Here is a 26,475-nt window from a genome sequence, read left to right as displayed (position 1 = left end):
GAATGTGACAAAGGGACTGTCCCTTTGTCACATTCCATATCGCCGCGGTGGCCTAAAGGCCGCATAAATGTTTATTTAGCTGGGAAAACAGTACCATTCAAACATGGGCTGATTACCTATAATCCCGTCGAACGTTAAAATTGGGAGGAAACTGGCTTATGGAACAAAAGGCAAAGGAAGTAGCCTCGCACGCTGCGATTCCTGTGAGCATCTCGGCGATGCTCGTCACGCTGGGCGTGGTGTACGGCGATATCGGCACCAGCCCCATGTATGTAACCAAGGCGCTCGTTGCCGGCAACGGCGGCATCGGAAGCGTCACGCAGGAGTTCGTGCTCGGCGCGCTCTCCCTTGTCGTGTGGACGGTCACGCTGCTGACGACCGTCAAGTACGTGCTGATCTCGCTGCGCGCCGACAACCACGGCGAGGGCGGCATCTTTGCCCTGTACAGCCTGGTCAAGCGCTGCGGCAAGTGGCTTATCATCCCCGCCATGCTGGGCGGCGCGGCACTGCTCGCCGACGGTATCCTGACGCCGGCCGTTACCGTGACCACGGCCATCGAGGGCCTGCGCACCATTCCGGCGGTCCACGCCGTGCTCGGTGACGACCAGGGCCGCGTTGTCGCCATCACGCTCGCCATCATCATCGCGCTCTTCTTGGTGCAGCGCATCGGCACGGCCAAGATTGGCCACGCCTTTGGCCCCATCATGACGCTGTGGTTTTTGTTCCTGGGCGGTACGGGTCTGTTCTTTGTCTTCCAGTATCCCGCGGTGCTTTTGTGCCTCAACCCGCTGCGTGGCATCGGCTTTTTGCTGAGCCCCAACAACCATGCGGGCATCATGATCTTGGGCAGCTGCTTCCTGGCCACCACCGGTGCCGAGGCGCTCTATTCCGACATGGGCCATGTGGGCCGCGGCAACATCTACGCCACCTGGCCGTTTGTTAAGTGCTGCCTGCTGCTGTCCTACATGGGCCAGGGCGCGTGGCTTATCAACAACGCCGGCAACCCGGAGCTCATGGGCATCGCCGACCTCAACCCCTTCTACCAGATGCTCACCCCGGGCCTGCGTCCCTTTGCCGTCGGCCTTTCCACCGTCGCGGCCATCATCGCTTCGCAGGCGCTCATCACCGGCGCATTCTCGCTGGTGTCCGAGGCCAGCCGCCTGGACCTCATGCCGCATATGCAGGTCTTCTATCCTGCCGAGACCAAGGGCCAGCTCTACATCCCCATGGTCAACAACGTCATGCTTGTCGGCTGCGTCATCGTGGTGCTGCTGTTCCAGAACTCGGCGCATATGGAAGCCGCCTACGGCCTTGCCATTACGCTGACTATGATGTGCACCACGCTGCTGCTCTTCTTCTACCTGCATGAGGAGCGCAAGCTCAAGGTTGCTCCGTGGATCTTCGCGGCCTTCTTCCTTTTGCTCGAAGGCTTCTTCTTCGTGAGCTCACTCACCAAGTTCTTCCACGGTGGCTATTTCACCATCCTCATGGCCGCGCTCATCATGGGCATCATGGTGTGCTGGTACAACGGTACGGCTGTTGAGCAGCGCCAGTTTACGCTGCTGCCGCTGCGCAGCTACCTGCCGCAGCTCAAGCGCCTGCGCGACGACGATCGCTACGAGCTTATGAGTGACAACATCGTGTACCTGACCAAGGACACCAATACCGACTACATCGACCGCGATATCGTCTACTCGATCTTGGACAAGCACCCCAAGCGCGCTCGCGCCTGGTGGTTCGTGAATGTCGAGACCATGGAGGAGCCGCATACCTTTGCCTACTCGGTCGAGACGTTCGGCACCGACTACGTGTTCCGCGTGCATCTGTATCTGGGCTACAAGATCAACCAGCGCGTCAATGCCTATCTGCGTCAGGTTGTTCAGGATCTGGCTGCCAGCGGCGAGCTGCCGGCACAGACGCATGACTACTCGGTCTACAAGGATCCGGGCAACATCGGCACGTTTAAGTTCGTCATGATCCGCAAGCTGCTGGCGCCCGAAAGCGACGTGGAGCCCAGCGAGCGTACGGCCATCACGCTCAAGTACATCATCCGCCGCGCTGCCGGCACTCCCGCGCGCTGGTACGGCCTGGAGAACTCCAACGTGAGCTTTGAGTACGTGCCGCTGTTCACCAAGTTTAAGGCCGTGAGCAAGATGCAGCGCCTGGCTCCCGACGAGCGCCCGTAGTCGACGTCTGCTGTTTGTCTAGCGACTGCGGGCTGCAAAGGCTATACACTTGAAACCACCACAAGGAGGCCACCACCACAAAGGTGCCTGTCCCCTTTGTGGTGGTTTTTGTTTTTGAGAGAGGGGCGGTGCGCTGATGGACGTCCATACGGACGGCGATATTGCCGAGAACTTTTGGTGGCGGCGCACGACGCTGACGCGTCGCAGCCCTCTGTATGACGCCTGCGTATCAGCGGGGCTGCTGGTCGCGGCGACGATTGTGGGCGCGCTGCTCGACCGTCCGGGTCTCGCGCCGAGCATCATGATCGTCTATGTGTTTGCCGTGCAGCTGTGCGCATTCTTTACCTGGAGCCGCCTGTATTGCCTGCTGAGCTCGGCTGCCGCCGTGGCGCTCTACAACTATTTGTTTGTCGACCCGCGCTACTCGCTGTCGCTCATCGACCGCGTCTATCCCGGCATGTTCTTTATCATGTTTGTGGTCTCGCTCGTGTCGAGCTCGATTGCGCTGGCCCTGCGCCGCGCCTTGGCGCAGGCTGCCGCCAGCGACCGTCGCACGCAGATGGTGCTCGAGACCAACCGCATGCTGCAGCGGTGCGGCGATCAGCAACAGATTGTGCATGCTATGGCAACGCAACTGGCGCGTCTTTCGGACTGTCCGGTCGTGTGGTATAGCGCCGATGTCGACGACGATGACCTGCTGCCGCGCACGATGTACACGGCCGTGGGCGATGCCGCGCCGGTGCACGAGCTGGCGCCGCAGATGCCGCCACGGCTCTCGGCATCCGCCTATGTGGGAACGCCGCTCGATGCCACCTATGGCGGCTCGGCGTTCTTTGGCATATACCTGACCGTGCACTCGGGCGACACCATGGTGCGCGCGGGTGATCCCGCCTCGGTGGTGGGGGTGCTCGCCATTGTCGCCGAGCCCGATGCGCTGACGTCCGAGGAGCGGACGCTTGCCGATGCCATCGTGAGCGAAGGCGAGCTGGCTCTCGATCGCGCCCGCGCCATGGAGGCCCGCGAGGAGGCGGCGGTGCTCGCTAAAAACGAGCAGCTGCGTGCCAACTTGCTGCGCTCCATCTCGCACGATCTGCGCACGCCGCTTACCAGTATCTCGGGCAATGCCGACGTGTTGCTCGACCAGGGCTCGACTGGCACGGCCGTGCTCGACGACCAGACGCGCCGCGGCCTGCTCCTATCCATTCGCTCGGACGCGCAATGGCTCAACGCCACCGTCGAGAACCTGCTCGCCATTACCAAGCTCGAGGGCGGCGGCATGCATCTGTCGACCACGCTCGAGCTCATGGACGATATCGTCGAGGAGGCGCTGCGCCACGTAAACCCGGCCGTACGTGAGCACGACCTTAAGGTAGTGGCGTGCGATGAGCCGGCGCTCGTCAACGTCGACGCGCGCCTGATGGTGCAGCTGGTGGTCAATCTGGTGAACAACGCCATTACCTATACGCCCGCAGGCTCGCATATCGTGATCTCGATTGGCGTCCATGATGGATGCGTGGCGTGCTCGGTTGCCGATGACGGCCCGGGCATTGCGCCCGAGGACCGCGAGCGAATCTTTGAGTCGTTCTATATCGCCAACCATGGCCTAGCCGATAGCTGCCGCAGTGTGGGTCTGGGGCTTTCGCTCTGCCGCTCCATTGCGCTGGCGCATGGCGGTAGCATAGGGGTTGCCGCGGCGGACCCGCACGGCTCTGTCTTTACGATTGAGCTTCCTGCCGCCGATGTTTCGTTTGATAAGGAGTAACACTGTGCCGAACTCTGCTGTGAAACCGCTTATCTTGGTCGTTGAGGACGATCCCGCCGTCCGCAACCTTATCGTTGCCGCGCTCGAGGCGCACGGTTTGCGCCATATGGCTGTGGAGACCGCCCACGCCGCCATCGCCGCCGCTTCGTCGCAGGCGCCGAGCATTGTGCTGCTCGATCTGGGCCTGCCCGATATGGACGGCGTCAAGGTGGTGGAGTCGGTGCGCGCGTGGTCGGGCATGCCGATCATCGTGGTCTCGGCACGCAGCGAGGACGCGGACAAGATCCGAGCGCTCGATGCCGGCGCCGATGACTACCTGACTAAGCCGTTTTCGGTCGAGGAGCTGCTCGCGCGCATTCGCACCACGCTCAGGCGCCTTTCGTATGCGCAGGCGGGCGGTGTTGTCTCCGAGGGCTCGTTCGATACCGGCGAGTTGCATATCGATTTTGATGCCGGCATCGCCACGATGGATGGCGAGGAACTGCATCTGACGCCGATCGAGTACAAGCTCTTGTGCCTGCTGGCACACAACGCCGACAAGGTGCTGACGCACCAATTTATCCTGCACGAGATCTGGGGCACGGCGACCAAGAGCGACCTGGCGAGCCTGCGCGTCTTTATGGGTACGCTGCGCAAAAAGATCGAGTCCGATCCCGCGCACCCGCACTATATCCAAACGCACGTGGGCATCGGCTACCGCCTGGTCATCCAAGGCTAGATCGCCAACCATCATCCCAATATGAGTTGCGGTGAAATAGTTCCTGTTTGGGCCTTTACCAGGCATTTTTAGGGACTATTCCACCGCAACTTTGTTTATTTGCCCTTGGGCTTGCTGGCGTAGAACTTCTTCTTTTTGGGCTTGCCTGAGCAGGCGGGCTTGTCGTCGCCGTGCGGTCCTCGGACGCCGGCCTGCGCGTGCGCGGGCGATGCTGCGCGAGGCTTGCGGGCTCCGGGGTTGCGCAGTTCCTCGACGCGCTCAGCAATTTCCTCGGCGCTAAAGCCGACCTCGGCCATGGCGTCCTCGATGGGCAGGCGGCGCACGATGTAGCAGTGGTGCACCTTCTGGTTGCGCGCGAAATCCTCGGGGATGGTCTGCTCCGTAATGTCCTCCAGCACCACGCCTGCGCGCGCGAGCTTGCGCGTCTCGGGGCGGAAACCGCGCAGGTTGCAGCTAAAGATGGCATGGCCGCCCTGCGCGAGCAGGCGCGATACGCCGGCCAAAAGCTCAACATGGTCGCGCTGAACATCCCAGGTGCGACGGCCCATCTTGGACGAGTTCGAGAACGTGGGCGGGTCGACAAAGATCAGGTCCCAGCGGTTGCGCGTCTGGCGCTGGTCGCGAATCCAGGCGAGCACGTCGTCGCGCACAAAATGATGCTGAGGCCCCACAAAGCCGTTCTGGCGCATGTTGCGCTCGGCCCAGTCCAGATAGGTGTTGGAGAGGTCGACCGTCACGGTCTCCTCGACGCCGCTGTCTGCCGCATAGCAGGTGGCAGTGCCGGTGTAGGCAAACAGGTTGAGGAAGCGGCGCGCCTGCTTGGCGTGCTCGCGCACCAGATTGCGCGTGACGCGGTGGTCCAAGAAGATGCCCACGTCCAGGTAGTCGTCAAAGTTGACGGCAAAGGTGAGGCCGCCTTCCTCGATGAGCGGTAGGCGACGGCGCGCAATGTTGGCGCGCTCGCCCGAGCCGCCCTTGCCGGCGCCCTGCTTACCGTACTGCGAGCCGCCGCGCGAACGCATGCGGGCCTTGGCGTGCACGTGCTCGGCGGGAACATCTAGGATGCGCGGCGCGATGGCCAGAATGTCGAGCATGCGGGCCTGGGCCAGTGCGGGGTCGATGGTCTTGGGCGCGGCGTATTCGGCGATGACGAGCCAGCGGCCCGGCGTCTGCGGGCAACCCTCGTACAGATCGATGGCGGCGGAGTAGTCGGGCAGGTCGGCATCGTAGACGCGGTAGCAGCTCACGCCCTCGCGCTTGGCCCACTTGCGGCGCAGGCGAGCGTTCTTGCGCAGGCGGTTGGCGAACTGCTCGGATTCGGGGATGAGCACGGGCAGCGGCTTGCCGTCGCCCAGGTCGAGCGTGGCGGCAGGTTCGGGCATGGGGGTGCTGGCGGCTTCGTCGCTGATGACGTCGTTGGCATCCGCAACCTCGGCCTCGGCATCCGCGCTGGTCGCAGCCTCAAACGCTGCGGCGGCGTGGTCGAGCGAGGGCCAAACCTCGATAGTCGCCTCTTCGTTGTTGGGCATGACGGCAATGGAGCGCGCGGGCTCGGCATGGAGCGCGCGGGCCAGCAGGCCGTCGCGGGTGAGCGCGGCGACCGGTGCCGAAGCAAGCTCGGGCGCGCGGCGCAGCTCGCCGACCAGCGTCATGGCGTCATGCATAAGCGACAGCGGTGTCTCGGTCGTATCCGCGACGAGGGCGGCGCCGGCGACAGCGCCCGCATGGTCCAGCACGGTGGCGGGCTTGGCGGCGCAAAAATCGACAAAGCGCTTGTAACCGGCGCACTTGGCCATGCGCTCGGCGGTCTTGCGGGCGGCAGGGTCAATGTCCACGGCGACGATGCGTGCCTGGCGCTCGCGCGCTGCCGCCTCGCGCTCTCGTGCCTCGGCAAGCAACTGCTCCCATAGGGCGGCATCGTGCAGCTGCCAGCCCTCAAAGCCCCAGCGCTCGCGTGCGGCGCCCGGGGCGCGGTCGGTCAGGATGTTCACGGCCTCCAGCAGCAGGCCGCCGCCGGCGCACGAGGCGTCGATCAGCGTAGGTAGGGCCTCGTTTTCGTAGTCGTCGGCCGTCAGCTCGCGCTCGCACAGCGCGGTCCAGCCGACCTGCGCCAACACCAGGGCGGCGTAGTCGGGGCGTAGCACGTGCGCGCCCTCGCCGGCGCGAGTCGCGGCGGGCGGCAGGCGCTTGAACAGCGGGTCGCCCGAAAGGTCCAGGCTTATGCTCGCACGGCGCTGGCGTAGCGAAAGCAGCAGGTGGACATCGGGGTCGGCAGCATCGACATCGGCGCGACGGCCTGTGGTCTCGGCCAGGCGATCGCACAATGCGTCCTTGGCGCGCAGGGCAGAGAAGCGCGTGTTGCGCAGCTGCTCGGTCACACCACGGGCAGTGATGGCAATGGTGGCGCCGCAGCGGACGATGTTTTCCCAGGCAATGTCGTAAACGGCATCGTACAGTTCATCGGCATTCTGCGCCTCAAAGCGCCTGAGCACCACGAACACGCGGCTCGCCAGGCGCGACCACAGACAGGCGCGGTAACCTTCTTCGAGCTCGCCCTCAAATGTAGCGCGGCCCTTCAGCCGGCGAACATGCGAAAGTCCGAGGCGTTTAAGCTCATCGGCGAGTGCGGACTCAAAGCCCTCGGGGCAGCTTGCGTAAAATTCCATGGGTGACCTCTCTGGTTGCGTCGCTCCATTATATGATGGATGCTTCGTTTGCCCTTATCCTCGAAAGGAACCCATATGATTGATGCGTGTCCCGAACCCGCTGTGCTCTTTTTTGACGTGGACGGCACGCTGACGTCGTTCGATCCCGACGATATGACCGATAAGGACTTTACGGCGGTGCGTCCCTCGCGGGCGGTTATCGAGGCATTTCACCGTTTGCGCGATGCGGGGCACAAGGCATTTATCTGCACGGGTCGCCCCTTGTGGCTGATTGCCGATGGCCTGCGCGCGCTGAACCCGGCGGGTATCGTTGCCATGGCGGGGGCCACGCTAGAGGTCGAGGGCCGCGTGGCACACGAGGACTGCATTGACGAGGACATTGTTGAGGAGCTCGCGCGTCGCATTACTGTGGCGGGCGGCGAGGCGTTGTTCGAGACGAACAGTGCCACCTATTCACTTGAGCCAGTTGGTGTCGAACAGTCATTTCTGCTAGGCGCCGGCGTGGTGCATGGCGTTGATCAGATGCGCGTCGATGGCCGCTTGCGCGTAGGCAAGGTGTGCATTAACGCGTGCGACCTGGCTCGCGTAGCCAACGATGACGGCTTTATCGAGCGCGAGTTTGAGCTGTGCAACACCGGTGGTCAGAATCGCGAGCTGAGCCCCAAGGGCATCGACAAGGGCGTGGGCGTGGCGCGGGCGCTGGAGTATCTGGGTCGCGCGGGAAATGCGCGCACCTTTGGCTTTGGCGATTCGGGCAACGACCTGGGTATGCTCGCTGCGGTCGAGACAGCTGTCGCCATGGGCAACGCCATGCCCGAAGTCAAGGCGCTCGCCGACTACGTGACCGACGATGTCGCACACGACGGTACCGTCACAGCGATGCAGCATTTTGGGTTGATTTAATAAATGGCCGGGTCGCCCGCAGTGGGGGCGACCCGGCCATTTGAGCTATTTTGCAATATAGAGCTTGGGATGACTGCGACTGCTCTCGATCGCCGCCGTCATGATGCCCTCGTCGTCTCCATCAACGATGATGCCGTCGAGGTCATCGATCTGCGCGGACTGATAAAAACTGGTTTTGTTGAACTTTCCCTGGTCAACCATCATGTAGCCCTGGTTTGAGTTGGTAAGGTACATATGCTTGATCATGGCCGAGAAGTCGTGCTCGACGGTAAAGCCGTGGTCGGGGTGGAATCCGTCGGCACTGACAAACGCCTTGTCGGCATGTAGTTTGCTCATGCAGTCGAGCGTCAGTGCGCCCGCGAGATAGAGGTGCCCCTTGCGCACGGAGCCGCCCAGCAGCACTACCGAAGCATTGGGGAGATTGAAGCTGGCGTAGTTCGCGATTGCAAGATCGCCGGTGATAATGGTGATCTCACGCTTGTCCATGAGGGCCTTAGCGAAGTAAAAGCCTGTGGTGCCGATATCAATTACCAGAACATCGCCATCATCAACAAGAGTTGCTGCGGTTGCGGCGATGGCCTCCTTGGCCTCGACTTGGACATTGATGCGCTCCTCGGGATACGAGATTGCGTTGGAGCGAGAAAGCGATACCGCTCCGCCGCGTACGCGACGCAGCTTGCCTTCGGATTCCAGCGAGATGAGGTCGTGCCGTGCGGTGACTTCCGAAACCGAAAAACGGCGAACGATGTCGGATACCGAGATATTTGGCTTTTCGGCCAGCCAATTCATGATAAATCGCTGACGCTCGGCCGGTGAAAGGTCTGAAGTAGATGCCATATGCCGCTCCTTTTGAACAAAAGGTAAAAGATGCGCCTTTCGTAATCGAAATATAACGTATCGATATGAAAAGAACAAGGCAAATTCGAATGAATCAAAAGAACGGAATGGCATGTCACAAATGCATGCGTAGCAGATAGTTCGCACGTAAACGGGCTATAAAGAGTCTCATTCTGAAGGTGCCGCCCAAAAGAAGTACGTTCACGCCCGATATTCGACCGTTCACGGAAAGTTGACAATTGAGCTTTCGATAGCTTTTGAAATAGTTTATAAAAGAAAACCGAAAAGCTTTTGAAACAAAGAAGAAGGCTTTCGATAGCAATAGTGTTAGATGAGAAAGGACCGAACATGGCGATCAAGGTGTTTGCCGACGGCGCTGACCTCGAGGGCATGCTTGACATGCATGACAATGGCAACGTTCAGGGCTTCACGACCAATCCTTCCCTTATGAAGGCCGGCGGCGTGACCGACTACCGCGCTTTTGCCAAGACGGTTCTTGAGCACATTACTGATGTGTCGGTCTCTTTTGAGGTATTCGCCGACGACGAGGCAGGTATGGAAGCCGAGGCTCGCGAGATCGCAACCTGGGCAGACAACGTCTACGTTAAGATCCCGGCGCTCAACACCAAGGGTGAGTCCACTGCCGCGCTGGTCAAGCGCCTTTCTGCCGACGGCATCAAGGTGAATGTCACCACGATCTTCACGCCCGAACAGGTCGACGAGTTTGTCGATGCCGTCTCTGCTGAGACCCCCTCTATTCTGTCCATCTTCGCCGGTCGCATTGCCGATACCGGCGTCGATCCGCTGCCCCTCATGGCGGAGTCCGTAAAGAAGGCTGCCGTTAAGCCTGCTGCCGAGGTTCTCTGGGCGTCTACGCGCGAGGTCCTCAATATCTTCCAGGCGGAGTCCGTTGGATGCCAGATCATTACGGTCCCCAATGCCCTTCTTGCCAAGCGCAAGAATTTCGGGAAAGATTTGCTTGAGTACTCGCTTGATACGGTCAAGGGTTTTGCCCGCGACATTCAGGCGCTTGGTTTTCATATCCTGCCCGAGGAGTAGGGGACGAGCATGCTGACCGATCTTCTTAAGCCCGAGCTTGTTGCCTGCCACGTCGAGGCCTCCGACTGGGAGGAAGCGATCAGGGCATGCGGTAAGTTGCTCGTAGACGCTGGCAAATGCGATCAGAGCTATGTTGACGCCATGATTTCATCGGTTCACAAATTCGGCCCCTATATGGTCTTGGAAGAGGGCATCGCCATGCCCCACGCTCAGGCAGATGGCAATGTGAGCGAAGCGGGAATCTGTATCGTCACGCTTGACCCAGCCGTTGCGTTTGGACACGAGGATTTCGATCCGGTTCACGTGCTCGTGGGTATTTGCGCACCCGACCCCAAGGCTCATCTTGGCTGCTTGGCGGAGCTTTCGCAGATGTTCGAGGACGAGGACTGCGTTGCCAAGCTCAGCGCATGCGATACGCCCGAGCAGGTTTTGGAGACCATGCGTTCATTCTTTTAGGCCTTAATGGCACGGCGATGCGTCGCCGCTTTTGGATAGACGGAAAACCGTCACGTGTAGGAGAGGAAGGTTGCCATGCATATCATCACCGTATGCGGAAACGGCATCGGGTCCAGCCTGATGCTCGCTGGCAAAGTCGAGGAGCTTTGCGAGGAGGAGGGCATCAAGGCCGACGTTGAGTCTATGGACCTGAACGGTGCTTCTTCCGCAAATCCGGATCTGTTCATCACCGTTAAGGAACTCGCCCCCGAGCTCCACGGCAACGTTGTGATCGTTCGCAGCTATGTGAACAAGAAGAAGATCCGCGAAGACGCCCTCGAGGCAATCAAGGCGGCCGCCGCTAACGCCTAAAGCGGCACAAAAAAGGGCGGTTCCCTGTGGAAGAGGGAAACGCGCCCACGTTAGAGAGAAAGGAAGCGCAGATGCAAGCCATCCTTCCCATACTTGAGTTTATCCAATCGATTCTGACCAAGCCAGCGTGGATTATGGGTCTATTTGCCTTTGTGGGCCTTGTCGCGCTTAAGCGTCCTGCCCACAAGGTGATGACGGGCACCCTGAAGCCCATTCTTGGTTACATCATGCTGTCTGCCGGCGCCGCTGTTGTTCAGGAGAACCTTGCTCCGCTGGGTACCTTCATCGAGACCGGTTTCCACATCACCGGCGTCGTGCCCAACAACGAGGTCGTCGTTTCGATGGCTCAGAGCGTCCTCGGCGTTCAGACCATGATGATCCTGATTCTCGGCTATGTCGTGAACATTATCATTGCCCGCTTTACCAAGTTTAAGTACATCTTCCTGACGGGCCATCACAGCATGTTTATGGCCTGCCTGCTGTCTGCCGTTCTGCAGGCATCTGGCTTCCAGGATGTCCAGCTTGTCATCGTGGGCGGCATGTTCCTGGGCCTCGTGAGCGCTATGCTTCCCGCCGTTGGTCAGCGTTTCACCGAGAAGGTTACCGATGGCGATGAAATCGCCATGGGCCACTTCGGTTCACTCGCCTATTACATCTCCGCTGCAGTCGGTACGCTTTTTGCTAAGGACGCCGAGGAGAACAGCACCGAGAAGATCGAGGTTCCCGAGAAGTTCGCCTTCCTGCGCGACACTACCATCTCCACGGCTCTTACCATGGCCTTCTTCTACCTGGTTACCGCTTTCGCCGCTTACATTGCAGATCCTGCGGTCGTTACCAAGACCGCTGGTGGCGACAACGTGATTGTCTATGCCCTGACCTGCGCTCTGTCTTTCGCCGTTGGTGTCACCATCGTCTATAACGGCGTTCGTATGATCCTTGCCGACCTGGTCCCGGCTTTCCAGGGCATCTCCAACAAGCTGATCCCCGGTGCCATCCCCGCCGTCGACTGCGCCGTCTTCTTCCCCTATGCTCCCACCGCCGTCATCCTCGGCTTTGTCGCTTCCTTTATCGGTGGCGTGGTCGGTATGTTCATCGTGGGCGCTACCCTGGGCATCTTCATCATCCCGGGCATGGTTCCCCACTTCTTCTGCGGTGCTACCGCGGGCATCTACGGCAATGCTACCGGCGGTCGCAAGGGCGCAGCTCTTGGCGCTTTCGTCAACGGCCTGCTCATCACCTTTGCCCCGGCCCTGCTCCTGCCCGTTCTTGACGTCTTTGGCTTCAAGAACACTACGTTCGGCGACTTCGATTTCTCCGTCATTGGTATTACGCTTGGCCGCGCTGCCGAGGCCTTCGGTACCACCGGTGTCTACGCGATTCTCGCTGTCCTTCTGGTCGTTGCCTTCGTCCCCAACTTCATCCACACCAAGGGTGCTGTGATCAATCACGTTGAGGAAGAGTAATCCAGGCATACGTTAAGCCCTAATCGGGCGGAGCTCCGATAACCGGCTCCTACACGGAAGCGGTGACGTCTCAATCGAGGCGTCACCGCTTTTTGCTTTGGAGCGATTGTGAATATGAGCCGGCGAGGCGCTGCTTCTGTTCCGTGAACGGAATCAAACGCAATGATCGGCAAAAACGTTTTGCCGCTGGGGCGTCGATATAAAAATGGTAAATCTGCAAAACCGTTCGCCGAGAAGATAAAAAACCGCAGTTCACGCCTTGATAAACGTAGATAAAGTGTTTAGCAGTTTATCGGCCGTATGCTAACGAAAGGAATCAGGCAGATGGCAATCAAGGTGTTCGCTGACGGTGCAAACCTCGAGGGCATGCTCGACATGTACGAGAGCGGCAACGTTCAGGGTTTCACGACCAACCCGTCCCTTATGAAGAAGGGCGGCGTGACGGATTACCGCGCGTTTGCCAAGGAGGTCCTGGCCCACATCACCGATGTGTCCGTGTCGTTTGAGGTCTTTGCCGACGACGTCGAGACCATGGAGGTCGAGGCCCGCGAGATTGCTGCCTGGGCCGAGAACGTCTACGTCAAGATTCCGTGCGTGACCACCAAGGGCGAGTCCACCGCCGAGCTGGTGCACAAGCTTTCGGCCGACGGCATCAAGGTCAACGTCACCACCATCTTTACGCCTACGCAGGTCGACGAGATGGTCGAGGCCGTTGACGCCGAGACGCCGTCCATCATCTCGCTCTTTGCCGGTCGCATCGCCGACACCGGCGTCGATCCCATTCCGTTTGTGACGGAGTCGGTCAAGACGGCCGCCGCCAAGCCCAACTGCGAGGTCCTGTGGGCATCCACGCGCGAGCTCATCAACATCTACCAGGCCGAGGCCTGCGGTTGTCAGATCATCACGGTGCCCAACAGTATCCTGGCCAAGCGCAAGAACATCGGGCGCGACCCGTATGAGGTTTCGCTCGATACCGTGCGCGGCTTTGCCAAGGATATCGCCGCTTTGGGCTTCCATATCCTGCCGTAACGCGAACACTGGCTGCGCCGCGGGTTGTTCGCCCCGGCCTTTCCTTTCCCTATCGCTCACGCGCTTCGCGAGGGTCGCGCTAGGTAAAGGAAAGGCCGGGGCTGCCGACACGAGCTTGCCGGCAAGTTAGCACTCGGCTTCCATATCCTGCCGTAGGCAAAGGTACCCCCGCCTGCGACGTGCAAAATTGAGAGTATTCAGCAAGGTAAAGGCTTTTACCAGCTGGTTGAAGCACGGAACAGCCCCCGTTTTGGCTCTGACGACGCTAAAACGGGGGCTGTTTGTGACTTTATTGCCTCTGAGGAGCGTTCGGAGCGGCGGAAATTGCAGAATACTCGCGATTTTGCACGCTGCTACAGGGGGTACCCTTGCTTTGGCGGTTTATTTCCCCTGCACCATGGTGAGCGAGATCTTCTTGCGGTCGCGATCGACCTTTTCGACCCACACCTTGACCGTGTCGCCGACGCGCACCACGTCGCTTGGGTGCTTGACGAAGCGGTTGGCCAGTTTGGAGATGTGCACGAGGCCGTCCTGGTGCACGCCCACGTCGACGAAGGCGCCAAAGTCGACGACGTTGCGCACCGTGCCCTTGAGCTCCATGCCGGGTTCCAGGTCGTCGATGGAAAGTGCCGAGCGGCTAAAGACCACCTCGGGCGCGTCGTCTCGCGGGTCGCGGCCGGGCTTCTTGAGCTCGTTGACAATGTCGATGAGCGTGAGGGTACCGCAGTCCAGGTCGCTTGCCAGCGTCGAGATGCTGCCCAGGCGGCGCTCGATGTCGGGCACGCCGCCGCGGCTGAGCTCGCTTGCCGCAACGCCGGCGCGCTCCAGGACGGCCGTGGCCACCTCGTAGCTTTCGGGGTGGACGCTTGTCGCGTCGAGCGGGTTCTTGCCGCCGCTGATGCGCAGGAAACCTGCGGCGTTGAGGTACGCCTTGGGTCCCAGCTTGGGGACCTTCTTGAGCTGGCGGCGATCGGTAAAGGCGCCGTTTTCCTCGCGGAAAGCCACGATGTTTTTGGCCACGCTCGGCGTGATGCCCGATACGTATCCCAGCAGGCTCGCGCTCGCGGTGTTCACGTCGACGCCCACGCGGTTAACGACGTCCTCCACCACGTGGCCCAGGGTGCGCGAGAGTTCGGCCTGGTCAAGGTCGTGCTGGTATTGACCCACGCCGATGGACTGGGGCGGAATCTTGACGAGCTCTGCCAGCGGGTCTTGCAGGCGGCGGCCCAGGCTCATGGCGCCACGTACGGTGACGTCCAGGTCGGGATATTCCTGGCTGGCGAGCTCGGAGGCGGAGTACACCGATGCGCCGGCCTCGTTGACGATGGTGTAGCGAAGGCTGGGCGCCTGCTCGGCAATGAACTCCGAGACGACTTCCTCGGTCTCGCGGCTGGCGGTGCCGTTGCCGATGACGATGGTGTTGACGCCGTCCTTCTTGACGAGGCGGGCGAGCTCGCGCTTGGTGCCGGCGACGTCGTGGCGCGGCTTGGTGGGGTAGACCACGCCGTGGTCGAGCAGCTTGCCGGTCTCGTCCATGACGGCGACCTTGCAGCCAGTGCGGTAGCCCGGATCGAGCGCGAGCACGCGGGCGCCGCGCACGGGGCGTGCCGAGAGCAGGCCCTCAAGATTCTTGGCAAAGACGTTGATGGCCTCGGTCTGCGCGCGGACGGTGAGCTTGGCGCGGGCCTCGCGCTCCAGCGAGGGGGCCATGAGGCGCTTGTAACCATCGGCGATGGCGGCATCGAAGATGGGAGCAAACACGCCCTGGCGTCGGGGCCAACGGCTGCCGAGGCGCGCCGTGGCGGCAGCGCCGTCGACGTTCACGCGCACGCGGAGCTTACCCTCGCGCTCACCGCGGTCGATAGCCAGCACGCGGTGGTTAGGGATGCGGCGCAGCGGCTCGTCAAAGTTGTAGTAAGGCTCGTAGGGAGTCTTCTCCGCGGGGTCGGTGGCCTCGACGACGATATCGGCGGTGTTTTGCGTAAAGGCGCGCAGGTCGGCGACGTTCTCAGGGTCCTCGGCCACCGTCTCGGCCACGATGTCGGCGGCGCCGGCAAGCGCCTTCTCAGGTGTGTCGAAGCCGGCCTCCTCGTTGACGTATTCCGCGGCGGCGTCGAGCGCGCTGCCCTTGGCCGAGGCCTGCATGATGATCATGTTGGCAAGCGGCTCCAGACCTGCCTCGCGGGCCTTCTGCGCGCGGGTCATGCGCTTTTTGCGGTAGGGCTTATAGAGGTCCTCGACACGCTGGAGCTGTGTGGCCTCGCGGATCTGCTGCTCGAGCTCGGGCGTGAGCTTGCCCTGTGCGTCGATGAGCAGGATGACGTCCTCTTTGCGCTGCTCAAGATTGCGCAGGTAGGACAGGCGCTCGTCGAGTGCGCGCAGGGCGACGTCGTCCATGCCGCCGGTGGTTTCCTTGCGGTAGCGCGAGATAAAGGGGATGGTGTTGCCCTCGTCGATGAGCTTGACGGTCGCCTCGACATTGGCGGCCTTAAGGTTGAGCTCGCGGGCGAGCTGGGCGATAAGATCCATGGGAATTCCTGTCTGTGAGTACGTTACAGGTGCATGAGCCACCCAGTCTACCACCCGCCCGCGCGCCGCGGCTGCAAAGAAAAGCCCCGCGGGCAGGAGGCTGCTCGTGGGGCAAAGAAGAGGGGCTTATTTGTGGCGGACCGAGGGACTCGGCATGGGGTTTCTGCCGCGGCCGCTCTTAAGGCATTACAGCTCGACGAGCTGGCCGGTCTCGGCGGCCTCCTTGATGGCGTTAAGCAGCGTGAGCGTCTTAACGTTGTCGGCGGGGGTCACGACGGGCTCGACCTCGCGGCGGACGACCTTCACAAAGTGCTTGAGCTGCATCTTGTGCGGCAGCGCCGGGTCCACGGCCGGGATCTCCATCTGCAGCGGCTTGTGCCAGTTGGAGGCACCGTTGTAGGAGAACTGGTGCAGGCGGGGCAGCGAAAGGGCGCCCAAGGTTCCGCCGATAAAGTAGGCGTCGGCGTCGAAGGGACGGTACTGCGGGTCCTCGCGAGCGGTGGCCTCCCAGTTCCAGGGGCTGGCGGTGGCATCGGAGATGGTCATGCTTGCGAGCGCGCCATCGGCAAAACGGACGTTGACCACGGCGGAGTCCTCAGTCTCAAAACCGCGGGCGGCGCTGGACTGCATACCCTGGACGGCGACGGGCTCGCCCAGCAGATAGCGGAGCAGGTCGACGTCGTGAACCAGGTTAACCAGGATCGGGCCGGCACCCTTCTTGCGGCGCCACTCGACATCGAAGTACTCGTCATTCTTATAGATCATGTAGTGGAAGCTCGACACGGTGAGCTTGCCCAGCTCGCCGGACTCGATGATCTCTTTGGCTTTGTTGACGAAGGGGTTGTGACGACGGTGCTGGCCCACGAGCACGGGCACGCCGGCGGTCTCGGCCTCGGCGGCAAAGGTCTGGGCATCCTCGAGGTCATTGGAGATCGGCTTTTCGACCAGCGGCACGATGTTGCGCTTCACGGCCTCGCGGGCAACGCCCAGATGCAGGTCGTTGGGGGTGGCGATGATGACGGCCTCGGGCTTGACCTCGTCCATCATCTGGGCGGGATCGGTAAAGAACGGCACGCCGGCAGCCTCGGCCGTGGCGCGGGCGCCCTCAAAGGCGTCGGCGATGGCGACGAGCTCGGCCTCGGGCTCCTCGGTGACAAAGCGGATGTGGTTGCGGCCCATGGCGCCGGCGCCGATGACGGCAATGCGGACGGGGTTGAGCTCAGACATTTCGACTCCTTAATGCTGGTGGCTGGTGGAATGTGACAAAGGGACGGTCCCTCATGTCACATCGGTAAAACTAAGCGGACTTCTTCTTGCTGTCGGAGACCATCATGTAGACGGTGAGTACGACGGCGATGGCGGCGATCACGATGGCGCCGTAGAAGGACTGCTGGTAGGCGGCGCTGCCGGCCTCGGCGTGATACAGCACGGCGGTGATGGGCTGGCTGATCCAGGTGGAAGCGGCGTAGCCCAGGAACATGATGCCGTAGTTGACGCCGATGTTGCTGGTACCAAAGGCGCCACCGGTAAGCGGCGGGTAGATGACGAGCAGGGCGCCAAAGCTAAAGCCGAGCAGGGCGAGCGCCACAAAGAACATGCTCTGCGTAAAGCTCATCGACATGATGACGAGCGCGACGATGGTGACGACAAGGCTGATGAGCAGCGACTTGTAGGCGCCGAGCTTGTCAATGATCTGGCCAAAGGACAGACGACCGACCAGGTTGGCGCAGGTGTTGACGGAGACCACTACACCGCCGAGGGCGACAGCTGCGGCGCACGTGGGGTCGGCGAAGAGCTGGACGGCGGCGATGGAGGCAACCTTGCCCACGAGCAGGGTGCCTGCAGTGGCAGCAAAGGCGAAGGTGACGATGAGGATCCAAAAGCGCGGGGTTTTGACCATCTCGCCCGGGGTGAGGTCGCCGAAGGTGCCGGCGTGTGCGCCGCCCTTGGGGGCCTCGAAGCCCTCGGGCAGCCAACCGGCCTCGGGGGCCTTCAGGAACAGGGCGGAGGCGGCGATCATCGCAAAGAAGATGACGCCGAGTGCCTTGAGGGCGCCAAAGATGCCCAGGCTCGGGATGAGCAGCGAGGCGAGCACCGGGGACAGCACGGCGGGGCCGGCGGTCGAAGCGGCCAGGGTGATGCCGGAAGCCAGGCCCTTCTTGTCGATGAACCACTTTTGGCCGGTGGTGAGCGCCGGGTTGTAACCCAGGCCGTTGCCGATGGCGGCGACGAGCGAGAACCACAGGTAGAACTGCCACGGCTCGGTGACGGTGCCAGACATGAACCAGCCCAGGCCGTAGCACACGGCGGCGGCGATCACGACGTTGCGGGGGCCGATCTTATCGGAGATGCGGCCGGCGAAGATGCCTGTCACGGCCATGATGGTCTGAAAGACCGGGAAAGCCCAGGTAAGGGCGCTGGACCACTCGGGGTAGACGGCGAGCAGGTTCTTGCTCACGACGGAATACAGCGCGATGGAGCTGATAAAGAACATGGTGACGCACGCGGCGGAAAGCACGACGGCGCGACCCTTGTTGGAGTTGGTGGAAGCCATTGGACTCTTTCTAATCGATGCGGGGGAGGGGCGGACACGTCCGCGGGGCCTCCCTGTCAGGCTGGTTTACTGGTCAGTGGGCTTTGCGACGCCAGACTCGTCGGACCAAAGCTCGACACCCTTGTTCTTGAGGTAGTTGTCGGCAAAGGCTCGACGGCCGCCGGGCTTGGCGGTGAGGTCGCCCATCATATTGGAGAAGCCGCCGTCGACCTTGATGGCGTCGCCGGTGGTAAAGTCCGAGCGCTTGGACGCCAGGAACATGACGGCGTTGGCGATATCGCTGACCTCGCCGATGCGGCGCGTGGCGATGAGACGGCTGCGGCTCTTCTCGACCTCGGGGTCGGCGTAAAAGCTCGCCGACATGGGGGTCTTAACAAAGCAGGGCTCGACGCAATTGGAACGCACGCCGTAGGGACCCCACTCGGCAGCCAACATCTTCGACATCATGTTGACGCCCGCCTTGGTGGAGCTGTACACGCCCGAGAACGTCTCGGGGGAGTGGCTGGCAACGGTCGAGATGTGCACCAGGCGACCATGGCCGGCCTTGATCATCTCGCGACCAAAGCGCTGCGAGGTGATGAAGTAGCCGGTGAGGTTGACGTTGAGGACCTCGTTCCAGTCACTCAGCGGCAGGTCTTCCATGGCTGCGAAGCGCAGGATGCCGGCAGTGTTGACGAGGACGTCGACGCGGCCGAAGTCGGCGATGGTGGCATCGACAGCGGCCTGAACCTCGGCCTCGTCGGTGGCGTTCATCTTGTAGCCCTCGGCGTGGATGCCAAACTCGGCGGCGAGGTCGGCGGCCGCGGCCTTGACCTTCTCCTCGTCCAGGTCGAGCAGGACGACGTTGGCGCCGTTGCGGGCGAACTCGCGGCAGATCTCGACGCCCATGCCGCCGAGTGCGCCGGTCACAGCGCAGACATCGCCCTCGAGCTTAAGCCAGTTGCTCATAGGAACTTCCCTTCTTGTGCCTCCCGGTGGGTCGCTCCCATTAATCGACCCACGTGGTTTTCGCTGGTTATCGTATGCTTTGCATTTGCGCAGGTGAATTGCATATTTGTTAGAATGGCGTAAACCTATGGTTTACAGCACGCAAGGCAATTTGTTCTTAATTGAGTGTGTGACCTGCCAAAACGACCCCCTTCGGCAGCGCATGTCCATACGTCTGGAAACGGGAGATTGACGTGTACGATCGACGACTCGAGGCCATAGCGGCCGCCGCTGAGCTGGGAAGCTTCTCGCGCGCCGCGGCAAAACTGCGCGTGTCGACCCCGGCACTCGTCAAACAGGTGTCAAGATTCGAGGCCGAGTTTGGCATCACGCTGTTCGAGCGCTCGCATTCGGGCGTCAAGGTGACGCCGGCGGGGGCGCTTCTGGTGGACGACGCGCGCTCGATTATGCGCCAGTCCGAGGATGCCCTGCGTCGCGCCCGACGCGCGGCGGGCGATGGCGGCGCCGTGCGCCTGGGCGTGTCGATGATGTGCCCGGGGCGTCAGACGCTGTCGATGTGGACGGGCGTACACGAGCTGGAACCATCGCTGCGCTTCGAGATCGTGCCGGTGAACGACCTCTATGACGAGCGTGAATCCGTCATGCGCAGCTTGGGGCGCGAGGTGGATGTAGTGCAGTCGAGTTTTTCGACCCCGCGCTGGGGTGACGCCTGCCAAAAGCTCCGCATCGTTACCGTGCCGTTTTATATCGACGTGCCGCGCACAAGCCGGCTTGCGCGCAAGACGCGCATCACGGTTGCCGACTTGGAGGGCATGCGCCTGCGCGTGCTTCGTCACGGCAACGACGCCATGGACAGCCTGCGCATCGACCTGTTGGCCGACGGCGGCGTGGACGTGATCGACGTGGACAGCTTTGACTTTGCGCTCTTTAACGAAGCGGAGGAAAAGGGCGATGCGGTGCTCACCTGCGGAGCGTGGTCGGGCGTGCACCCGGCCTTTGTGGGCGTACCGTTCCTATGTGGCCGCGAGGTGCCGGTCTATTTGCACTACCCGCTTGAGCCCACCCTCCAAGTCCAAAAATTCGTCAACGCCATGGTCCAACTTCTCAAATAGCTATCGTGTCGATGATTCTTTAATCCCCGTCCTAGAAAAATCATCTGGTAGAGTTGACCTCACGTGAATTTCAGCACACTGTGTGCTACCTGCACTTTTGTCATTTGAGGAGTGAACTTGTGAATCCTTCTGTCGCCAAGAAAGCCAGCCGGGCGGTGCGCCTGCTCATGATGGTGCTCACGGCAGTTCTCATCTTCTTTTTCATCAATGTTATGCTGCTCGTCTCCGATATCCAGGGCACAGCGCGCGTGGTCAACTACGCCGGTCTGGTGCGCGGCACTACGCAGCGAATCGTTAAGCTCGAGGACGCGGGCCAGCCTCGAGATGACCTGCTCAGAGCCGTTGATTCATACATCAACGGTTTGCGTTACGGAAGTGATGACCTCAACCTCGTCCGTCTCGACGACGACGAGTATCAGGCAAAGATGACCGAGCTTGCAAACTATTATGATGAGCTTTGCGCCGAGATCATCCATGTGCGCGAAGTCGGCTACGAGAACACCGACATCATCGCCATGAGCGAGGAGTTCTTTGGTATTTGCGACGATGCTACGCGACTCGCAGAGGACTACTCTCAGGAGAAGGCGTCGGCGCTCAACTATCTCGAGGGCTTGGTGATCATCGACATCGTGGGCTTGGTGACGACCTTTGCGGTCGAACTTGTTCGCGCGGTGCGCACTGCCGCACTCAATCGCGAGCTGCAGAGCAAAGTTTATCTCGACGAAGCTACGGGACTGCCCAACAAGAACAAATGCGAGGAAATCTTGGGTCAGGAGCATCCCGTTTCCGCTGAAGCGCCCGTTGCGCTGTGTGTCTTCGATCTTAATAATCTGCATACGGTCAATAACCGCTTTGGCCACGAGAAGGGTGACGAATACATCCGTTCTTTTGCCCAGCAGCTGGGGCGCGTGGCGTCCGAGGCCTGCTTTGTGGGCCGCGACGGCGGCGATGAGTTTATCGCGGTGCTGTGGGATGCCGATCGAGCTGCCGTGGAGTCCCGTCTCGCTCGGGTCCGTGCGAACGTGAACGAGTATTCCGAGGCTCACTCCGACATGCCTATCAGCTACGCGGTGGGCTATGCGCTTTCCAGTGATTTTGGTGAGCTGCCCACGATGCGCGAGCTCTTTTCACAGGCCGACAAAAACATGTACATCGACAAGAACCGCATAAAGACGGCCGAGGCAGCCGGTCCGCAACGCGATGGCCGGTAAGCCTGCAACAGAGGACGGCTACAAAACGAGGCCCTGGCCAAACGGCCAGGGCCTCACTAACCTTTATTCCGTTTTAAACAACGGGCTGATTGCGCGCAGGAGGGTGCCCCGGGGCGGCGGGGTATTTCCTCCGCGCGCAGTTTCGCAGCGAAGCGAGAATGTTTGAGCACGGAGGAATTACCCCGACGCCCCGGGGAACCCTCCGTCAGTAACCGTTCCTACTCCAGCTCAAACGCTCCCGTGTACAGCTGGTAGTAATACCCGCGCTTGGCGATCAGCTCGTCGTGGTTGCCGCGCTCGATGATGCGGCCGTGATCCAGACAGATGATCGCGTCGGAGTTGCGCACGGTGGACAGGCGGTGTGCGATGACAAACGTCGTGCGGCCCTCCATGAGCTTGTCCATGCCCGCCTGTACGATGGCCTCGGTGCGGGTGTCGATGGAGCTCGTGGCCTCGTCCAGGATCATCGCCGGCGGATCGGCGACGGCGGCGCGTGCGATCGAAATTAGCTGACGCTGGCCCTGCGACAGTTGGGCGCCGTTGCCGGTGAGCATGGTGTCATAGCCGTCGGGCAGGCGTGTGATAAAGTCGTCCGCGCCGGCAAGCTTGGCCGCCGCGATGCACTCCTCGTCGGTGGCATCCAGGTTGCCGTAGCGGATGTTATCCATCACGGTGCCGGTGAACAGGTTCACGTCCTGCAGCACGACGCCCAGGCTTCGGCGCAGGTCGGCCTTGCGGATCTTGTTGACGTTGATGCCGTCGTAGCGGATCTTGCCGTCGGCGATGTCGTAGAAGCGGTTGATGAGGTTGGTGATGGTCGTCTTGCCGGCACCGGTGGCGCCGACAAACGCGACCTTCTGGCCCGGCTTGGCAAACACGGACACGCCGTGCAGCACCTCGTGGTCGGGCGTGTAGCCAAAGTCGACGTTGTCCATGACCAGGTCGCCGCGCAGCGGTACGTACTCGATCTCGCCGGTTGCGCGGTGCGGATGTTTCCACGCCCACATGCCGGTGTGGTGGTCCGCCTCCTCGAACTCCCAAGTCTCGGGGTTCACCTGCGCGTTGACGAGCGTCACGTAGCCCTCGTCGGCCTCGGGCTCCTCGTCGATGAGCTCAAAGATGCGGTCGGCGCCGGCAAGGCCCATGACCACGGCGTTGATCTGCTGCGAGATCTGGCCAATCTGTCCGCAGAACTGCTTGGTCATATTGAGGAACGGCACTACGACGGAGATGGACAGCGCCATGCCCGAGATGCTCAGGTTGGGCACGCCCAGCGCAAGGAAAATGCCGCCGGCAAGGGCCACCAGCACGTAGAGCAGGTTGCCCAGGTTCATAAGGATGGGCATGAGGATGTTGGCGTACATGTTGGCCTTCTGGGAGACCTCAAAGAGCTTTTCGTTGCGCTCGTCAAAATCGGCCTCGGCGGCAGACTCGTGGCAGAACGCCTTGACGACCTTCTGGCCGTTCATGACCTCCTCGATATGGCCCTCGACCACGCCGAGCTCGGTCTGCTGCGCAATGAAGAAGCGCGCGGAGTTGGAGCCGAGCAGCTTGGTCATAAAGGTCATAAAGACGACGCCGGCGATGATGACCAGGCACATCCACACGCTGTAGTACAGCATGATAAAGAACACCGTGACGATGATGATGATCGTCATGAGCAGGTTGGGCAGCGACTGGCTGATCATCTGACGCAGCGTGTCGATGTCGTTGGTGTAGTGGCTCATGGTATCGCCGCGCTGGTGCGTGTCAAAGTAGCGGATCGGCAGGTCCTGCATGCGGTTGAACATCATCTCGCGAAGCTTCTCCAACGAGCCCTGCGTGACGATAGCCATGGCGCGGTTCCAGAAGAGCGAGGACAGGACGCCGACGCCGTAAATGCAGGCGAGGGTGGTCACGAGCTGCAGAATCTTGGGCCGTGCGGCTTCCCAATCGCCCGACTGCCACGATTCGCTAATAATCTGCAGGGCGCTCTGCAGGAAGGTCGCGCCGATGGAGTTGATGATGGCGCAGAGCACCACGCCGGCGACGACAAGGGGCAAAAGCACGGGATAGAAGCCAAAGAGCGTCTTGATGAGGCGCGACATGGTGCCGCCCTTACGGTTGAGCGCGCGCTCGGCGGTCGTTGCCTTACTCATGTGCCTCGCCTCCTTCCTGGGTCTGAGCTTGCGTTGCGGTCATGTCGGTGTTGTCTGCCGCCGTGTTCGCGTCGCCAGAGACGTCGTCGGCGTCTTGCGTACCTTCGGCAGACATCTTGTTTTGCGAGGTAAAGGTCTCTCGGTAGATCTCGCTCGTCTTGAGCAGCTCTTCGTGGTTGCCGATCTGTGCGATGCGGCCGCCCTCCATGACAATGATGCGGTCTGCGTCCTGCACGGAGCTGATGCGCTGGGCGATGATGATCTTGGTCGTGTTGGGCAGATAGCTTGCCAGACCTGCGCGAATCTTGGCGTCAGTCTTGGTGTCGACGGCGCTGGTGGAGTCGTCCAGGATCAAGATCTTGGGGCGACGCAGCAGGGCGCGTGCAATGCACAGGCGCTGTTTCTGACCGCCCGAAACATTAGAGCCGCCCTGTTCGATCCAGGTGTCGTAGCCCTTGGGGAAACCGTCGACAAACTCGTCGGCGCAGGCCAGATGCGCTGCCTCGCGGACTTCCTCGTCGGTGGCGTTCGGGTCGCCCCAACGCAGGTTCTCGGCGATGGTGCCGCTAAACAGCACGTTTTTCTGCAGCACCATGGCGACCTGGTGACGCAGCGCATCCAGGTCGTAGTCGCGCACGTCCACGCCGCCCACGCGCACAGCGCCTTCGGTGGTGTCGTACAGGCGGGCGATGAGGTTAACGAGCGTGGACTTGGCCGAGCCAGTGCCGCCGATGATGCCGATGGTCTCGCCGCTCGTAATGTGCAGGTCGATATCGTCGAGCGCCTGGCGTTTCGCATGCGCGGAATACTTAAAGCTCACGTGGTCAAAGTCGATGGAACCGTCGGCAACCTCGAGCACGGGCTCGGCGGGATCGGCGATCGTGGGCTCGGCGGCCAGCACCTCGGCAATGCGGTGTGCCGATTCGTCGGCCATGGTCACCATGACAAAGATCATCGACAGCTGCATCAGGCTCATGAGAATCTGGAAACCATAGGTAAAGGTCGAGGAGAGCTGGCCCACGTCGAACAGCGTGCCCTGGCTCGTGATGATGAGCTTGGAGCCCAGGTAGATGATGACGACAAACGCGCCGTTGACGCAGATGTTCATCATGGGGTTGTTAAAGGCGAGCAGCTTCTCGGCGCGGGTGAAGTCCATCTGGACGTCGCGCGCGGCGGTCGCGAACTTCTCCTTCTCAAAGTCTTCGCGCACATAGCTCTTGACCACGCGCATGCCGGTGACGTTTTCCTCGACGGACTCGTTAAGGGCATCGTACTTGTGGAACACGCGCGAGAAGATGGGGCGCACCTTAAAGATGATAAAGAACAGTCCAAAGCCCAGCAGCGGAATGATGACCAGGTAGACCATGGCAACACTGCCGCCCATGATAAACGCCATGGTAAAGGCGAAGATCAATACCAGCGGCGCGCGCACGGCGATGCGGATGATCATCATAAAGGCCTGCTGCACGTTGTTGATGTCGGTGGTCAGGCGCGTGACGAGCGAGGAGCTCGAGAACTCATCGATGTTGGCAAAGCTGAACGTCTGGATTTTGTAGAACAGGTCGTGACGCAGGTTCTTGGCGAAGCCGCAGCTCGCATGGCTGCAGGTGACGCCTGCCGCGGCGCCAAAAGCAAGCGACGTCAGCGCGATGAGCACCAAAAAGCCTGCGGTGGGAAGCATCTCGGCTACGGTGGCGCCGTCTTTGATGGCGTCGATCAGGTTGGCAGTGATAAATGGAATCAGCATCTCGCAGAGCACCTCGCCAAGCACGAGCAACGGCGTAGCAACGGTGACTTTCATATAGTCGCGGATGCTGCCCATGAGGGTTTTAATCATCCAGTTCCTCCCAGGTTACGCGGATTTTATCGAGCATTTCGGCGAGGTCCTCGCGCTCGTCGTGGGTGAGCGCGCTAAAGGCCCGTTCTCTAAAGCGGATGCGGGCTGCCTGGTCGATGCGGGCGTTTTCCCGGCCGGTTTCGGTCAGGCGAATGGTGAGTTGCCGTCGATCCTTGGGGTTACGGCTGCGCTCGATGAGGCCGTTGAGCTCGAGCTTGGACAGGATCTCGGAAAGCGATCCCGGCTTGAGGTCAAAGTGCATGCCGAGCTCCTGCTGCGACATCTCGCCGCCGGGCTGCTTGGCCAGCAGGCAGATGATGGGCGCCTTGCCGGACACGCCTCCGCCATGAAAATGCATGTAATGGCCGCAAAAGCCCAGGCCGCTCAGGATGCGCTTGGCGAGTTTGTCTTCGGCGCTGACCGCTTCGGGTATGTCTACCGGTTGCGACGGGTCACCGCCGGGCTCATGCGGAAGGACGAGTGGTTCAACACACATATCTAAGCTTCGCTCCTTTCTTTAGTTAGGTAGTTGAATTGTTTTGTGCCTAACCAATTTAGGAGCACGGTAAATAAATGTCAAGGTACCAAACTTATTATGTTCGAGCGGCACTTAGGGACGTTCCTTATGTGCCGGCATTTGGGGACACTCCTTGTGTCGACTAGTCATTTAAGAACGTCCATTACAGTCGAAATTGTCAGCCCGGGACCGTCTCGGG

20 protein-coding genes are annotated in these 26,475 nt (G+C 61.1%); 11 read left to right on the top strand and 9 right to left on the bottom strand.

The window, feature by feature from the left end; genetic code table 11:
* The first annotated feature begins 158 nt into the window (after positions 1 to 158).
* From DXC99_RS07895 to DXC99_RS07885, 3 genes are all read left to right on the top strand, one after another.
* On the top strand, positions 159 to 2,186 hold the full coding sequence (locus DXC99_RS07895) for a KUP/HAK/KT family potassium transporter (protein WP_117629823.1): 2,028 nt from the start codon (positions 159 to 161) through the stop codon (positions 2,184 to 2,186).
* 136 nt (positions 2,187 to 2,322) lie between these two features.
* Positions 2,323 to 3,948, top strand: coding sequence for an ATP-binding protein (locus tag DXC99_RS07890; protein ID WP_117629822.1), 1,626 nt, complete (start codon positions 2,323 to 2,325; stop codon positions 3,946 to 3,948).
* 4 nt (positions 3,949 to 3,952) lie between these two features.
* Complete coding sequence (locus DXC99_RS07885; protein ID WP_233505700.1) at positions 3,953 to 4,666, top strand: response regulator; 714 nt, start codon at positions 3,953 to 3,955, stop codon at positions 4,664 to 4,666.
* Positions 4,667 to 4,761: 95 nt separating this feature from the next.
* Here the strand turns inward: DXC99_RS07885 and rlmKL are convergent, their stop codons facing one another.
* Entirely contained in the window at positions 4,762 to 7,332 is a 2,571-nt protein-coding gene (gene rlmKL / locus DXC99_RS07880; RefSeq protein ID WP_117629820.1) for a bifunctional 23S rRNA (guanine(2069)-N(7))-methyltransferase RlmK/23S rRNA (guanine(2445)-N(2))-methyltransferase RlmL, read from the bottom strand.
* Between the two features lie 75 nt (positions 7,333 to 7,407).
* On the opposite strand from rlmKL, the gene DXC99_RS07875 reads away from it, so the two are divergent.
* Positions 7,408 to 8,235, top strand: coding sequence for an HAD-IIB family hydrolase (locus DXC99_RS07875; RefSeq protein ID WP_158551683.1), 828 nt, complete (start codon positions 7,408 to 7,410; stop codon positions 8,233 to 8,235).
* Positions 8,236 to 8,280: 45 nt separating this feature from the next.
* Here DXC99_RS07875 and DXC99_RS07870 read toward each other — a convergent pair whose 3' ends face one another.
* Positions 8,281 to 9,072, bottom strand: coding sequence for a DeoR/GlpR family DNA-binding transcription regulator (locus DXC99_RS07870; RefSeq protein ID WP_158548938.1), 792 nt, complete (start codon positions 9,070 to 9,072; stop codon positions 8,281 to 8,283).
* Between the two features lie 348 nt (positions 9,073 to 9,420).
* Here DXC99_RS07870 and DXC99_RS07865 point away from each other — a divergent pair, with 348 nt between their 5' ends.
* The 5 genes from DXC99_RS07865 (at position 9,421) to DXC99_RS07845 (ending at position 13,430) form a co-directional block, all read left to right on the top strand.
* Positions 9,421 to 10,131 carry a transaldolase gene (locus DXC99_RS07865; RefSeq protein WP_117582967.1) on the top strand — a complete coding sequence of 237 codons (711 nt, stop codon included), beginning with the start codon at positions 9,421 to 9,423 and terminating at the stop codon, positions 10,129 to 10,131.
* A gap of 9 nt (positions 10,132 to 10,140) precedes the next feature.
* Positions 10,141 to 10,587, top strand: a complete 447-nt coding sequence (locus DXC99_RS07860; RefSeq protein WP_117582968.1) for a PTS sugar transporter subunit IIA — start codon at positions 10,141 to 10,143, stop codon at positions 10,585 to 10,587.
* 75 nt (positions 10,588 to 10,662) lie between these two features.
* Positions 10,663 to 10,938 (top strand): PTS sugar transporter subunit IIB, encoded by a 276-nt coding sequence (locus DXC99_RS07855; RefSeq protein ID WP_022094539.1) that lies wholly within the window; start codon positions 10,663 to 10,665, stop codon positions 10,936 to 10,938.
* A gap of 71 nt (positions 10,939 to 11,009) precedes the next feature.
* Positions 11,010 to 12,401 carry a PTS ascorbate transporter subunit IIC gene (locus DXC99_RS07850; protein ID WP_089573144.1) on the top strand — a complete coding sequence of 464 codons (1,392 nt, stop codon included), beginning with the start codon at positions 11,010 to 11,012 and terminating at the stop codon, positions 12,399 to 12,401.
* Positions 12,402 to 12,725: 324 nt separating this feature from the next.
* Positions 12,726 to 13,430 (top strand): transaldolase, encoded by a 705-nt coding sequence (locus tag DXC99_RS07845; RefSeq protein WP_233503772.1) that lies wholly within the window; start codon positions 12,726 to 12,728, stop codon positions 13,428 to 13,430.
* Between the two features lie 381 nt (positions 13,431 to 13,811).
* Here DXC99_RS07845 and DXC99_RS07840 read toward each other — a convergent pair whose 3' ends face one another.
* The 4 genes from DXC99_RS07840 to DXC99_RS07825 all read right to left on the bottom strand — a co-directional run bounded on the left by DXC99_RS07840 (position 13,812) and on the right by DXC99_RS07825 (position 19,461).
* Complete coding sequence (locus DXC99_RS07840; RefSeq protein ID WP_117582970.1) at positions 13,812 to 15,959, bottom strand: Tex family protein; 2,148 nt, start codon at positions 15,957 to 15,959, stop codon at positions 13,812 to 13,814.
* Between the two features lie 186 nt (positions 15,960 to 16,145).
* The gene (locus DXC99_RS07835; RefSeq protein WP_117582971.1) at positions 16,146 to 17,186 is read right to left on the bottom strand and encodes a Gfo/Idh/MocA family protein; all 1,041 of its coding nucleotides are present in this window, start codon (positions 17,184 to 17,186) and stop codon (positions 16,146 to 16,148) included.
* A 70-nt stretch (positions 17,187 to 17,256) separates the two neighbouring features.
* Positions 17,257 to 18,513: an MFS transporter gene (locus DXC99_RS07830; RefSeq protein ID WP_117582972.1), complete on the bottom strand. Its 1,257-nt coding sequence runs from the start codon at positions 18,511 to 18,513 to the stop codon at positions 17,257 to 17,259.
* 66 nt (positions 18,514 to 18,579) lie between these two features.
* Positions 18,580 to 19,461: an SDR family NAD(P)-dependent oxidoreductase gene (locus DXC99_RS07825; protein WP_117582973.1), complete on the bottom strand. Its 882-nt coding sequence runs from the start codon at positions 19,459 to 19,461 to the stop codon at positions 18,580 to 18,582.
* Between the two features lie 233 nt (positions 19,462 to 19,694).
* On the opposite strand from DXC99_RS07825, the gene DXC99_RS07820 reads away from it, so the two are divergent.
* Together DXC99_RS07820 and DXC99_RS07815 are read left to right on the top strand one after the other, a co-directional pair.
* Entirely contained in the window at positions 19,695 to 20,573 is an 879-nt protein-coding gene (locus DXC99_RS07820) for a LysR family transcriptional regulator (RefSeq protein WP_117629818.1), read from the top strand.
* 119 nt (positions 20,574 to 20,692) lie between these two features.
* A complete protein-coding gene (locus tag DXC99_RS07815; RefSeq protein WP_199408896.1) occupies positions 20,693 to 21,784 on the top strand; it encodes a GGDEF domain-containing protein in 1,092 nt (363 codons plus the stop codon).
* 218 nt (positions 21,785 to 22,002) lie between these two features.
* Here the strand turns inward: DXC99_RS07815 and DXC99_RS07810 are convergent, their stop codons facing one another.
* Genes DXC99_RS07810 through DXC99_RS07800 form a run of 3 tightly spaced genes read right to left on the bottom strand, consistent with a single transcriptional unit; the run spans position 22,003 to position 26,255 of the window.
* A complete protein-coding gene (locus tag DXC99_RS07810) occupies positions 22,003 to 23,922 on the bottom strand; it encodes an ABC transporter ATP-binding protein (RefSeq protein WP_117629817.1) in 1,920 nt (639 codons plus the stop codon).
* Positions 23,915 to 25,759: an ABC transporter ATP-binding protein gene (locus tag DXC99_RS07805; RefSeq protein ID WP_233505699.1), complete on the bottom strand. Its 1,845-nt coding sequence runs from the start codon at positions 25,757 to 25,759 to the stop codon at positions 23,915 to 23,917. The genes DXC99_RS07810 and DXC99_RS07805 overlap by 8 nt, the downstream gene beginning before the upstream one ends.
* On the bottom strand, positions 25,752 to 26,255 hold the full coding sequence (locus tag DXC99_RS07800) for a MarR family winged helix-turn-helix transcriptional regulator (RefSeq protein ID WP_117629816.1): 504 nt from the start codon (positions 26,253 to 26,255) through the stop codon (positions 25,752 to 25,754). Before DXC99_RS07800 ends, DXC99_RS07805 begins: the two co-directional genes overlap by 8 nt.
* Positions 26,256 to 26,475: the final 220 nt, after the last annotated feature.

Origin of the sequence: Collinsella sp. TF10-11AT (genome assembly GCF_003437565.1) — a bacterium.
In the GTDB taxonomy this organism is placed as follows: domain Bacteria; phylum Actinomycetota; class Coriobacteriia; order Coriobacteriales; family Coriobacteriaceae; genus Collinsella.
The sequence above is the reverse complement of the archived record's forward strand: the minus strand, read 5'-3'. Positions and strand labels throughout refer to the sequence as shown.